Source organism: Novosphingobium capsulatum NBRC 12533 (genome assembly GCF_001598375.1).
GTDB classification, from domain to species: Bacteria; Pseudomonadota; Alphaproteobacteria; order Sphingomonadales; family Sphingomonadaceae; genus Novosphingobium; species Novosphingobium capsulatum.
In genome coordinates this window covers 1-726 of the sequence record NZ_BCYV01000063.1, presented here as the reverse complement: position 1 = coordinate 726, position 726 = coordinate 1, and the positions used below count along the sequence as shown (strand labels likewise).

2 protein-coding genes are annotated in these 726 nt (G+C 67.2%); both read left to right on the top strand.

Annotated features, from left to right (window positions below):
* A partial coding sequence (locus SCA01S_RS21570; protein ID WP_245652870.1) for a zincin-like metallopeptidase domain-containing protein occupies positions 1-481 on the top strand: 481 nt, incomplete at its 5' end.
* Positions 478-726 (top strand): sigma factor-like helix-turn-helix DNA-binding protein (locus SCA01S_RS21565; protein ID WP_062788866.1); only part of this gene is annotated, 249 nt, incomplete at its 3' end. The genes SCA01S_RS21570 and SCA01S_RS21565, both read left to right, overlap by 4 nt.

Below are 726 nucleotides of genomic sequence, written 5' to 3'. Positions count from 1 at the left end.
TTTGCCCGAGGACATGATTGCTCCGGTGGCACCGATTGCGTCGGAGCTGGCGATTGCCGGCGCCGAGCGCGTGATCCAGAACAGCGGGGTGACCTTCCGCATCGGCGGCGGAGAAGCGTTCTATTCGCCCACCCATGACGTGGTGCAGGTGCCGCCCCAGATTGCCTTTCTGGAGCCGATCAACTGGTTCCGCACAGCCCTGCACGAGCTTGGCCATGCCACGGGCCACAAGTCCCGGCTGGATCGTGACCAGACCGGCGAGTTCGGCTCTGCGTCCTATGCGAAAGAGGAACTTGTCGCAGAAATGGCCAGTGCCTTTGCCTGTGCGGCGCTGGGCATTGTCCCGACCGTGCGGCATGCCGATTATATCGGCGCATGGCTGGAAGTGCTGCGCGCCGACGAGAAGGCAATCTTCCGCGCGGCCAGTGCGGCGAGCAAGGCGGCCGATTTCCTGCTGGCCTGTGGGGAGGAACGGCCATGAACCGGCCTCTCCCGCCCGAATGGGGCACGCCCGTCCTGCCGCCGATCTCGCCGCGCGCGTTCTGGCGGCGGGGCCAGCGTGGCCTGCGCCGGATGACCAAGCGCCAGCGGGCGATCTTCGCGGCGGTTCGCTTCGAGGGCGCCAGCTATGCCGAGCTGGCCCAGCGCCATGGCATCAGTGTCGAGGCAGTGCAGGCCGAGCTGGCCAAGGCCCTCTCCACGCTGACACGTGCGGTCTATGGGCAC